The following is a 718-nucleotide window of genomic DNA, read 5'->3' as shown; positions in this document are numbered from 1 at the left end:
TTCATGATCGACGTGATCTCGACCGCGGCCGTGCCCTCGTCCTTCATGCGGCCCAGGCGCAGGACGCCCTGCAGGCCCAGCGTGATTTCCGTCTGCATGTCGGCCAGTTTCTTTTGGATCAGCTGGTTGGCGGCCAGTGGCTTGCCGAACTGCTTGCGGTCCAGCACGTACTGGCGGGCGCGGTGCCAGCAGTCTTCCGCGGCGCCCAGCGCGCCCCAGGCGATGCCGTAGCGGGCCGAGTTCAGGCACGTGAACGGACCCTTCAGGCCGCGCACTTCCGGGAACGCGTTTTCTTCCGGGCAGAACACCTCGTCCATCACGATCTCGCCCGTAATCGACGCGCGCAGGCCGACCTTGCCGTGGATGGCCGGGCTTGAGAGGCCTTTCCAGCCCTTTTCCAGCACGAAGCCGCGGATCTTGCCTTCGTCATCCTTGGCCCAGACGACGAACACGTCGGCGATCGGCGAGTTCGTGATCCACATCTTGGAGCCGGACAGCGAGTAGCCGCCGTCGACCTTGCGTGCGCGCGTGACCATCGAGCCCGGGTCGGAGCCGTGGTTCGGTTCGGTCAGGCCGAAGCAGCCGATCCATTCGCCGGTCGCAAGCTTCGGCAGGTATTTCTGCTTCGTTTCTTCATTGCCGAATTCGTAGATGGGCACCATCACGAGCGACGACTGCACGCTCATCATCGAGCGGTAGCCGGAATCGACGCGCTCGA

Annotated in this window: 1 protein-coding gene; it reads right to left on the bottom strand. The window is 64.3% G+C overall.

The window, feature by feature from the left end:
• The coding region (locus QPK29_RS33490; RefSeq protein WP_400189971.1) for an acyl-CoA dehydrogenase family protein at positions 1–718 on the bottom strand (718 nt) is incomplete at both ends.

It is taken from the genome of Massilia orientalis, from assembly GCF_030411975.2.
GTDB classification, from domain to species: domain Bacteria; phylum Pseudomonadota; class Gammaproteobacteria; order Burkholderiales; family Burkholderiaceae_D; genus Telluria; species Telluria orientalis.
This window is presented reverse-complemented; position numbering and strand designations above follow the sequence as displayed.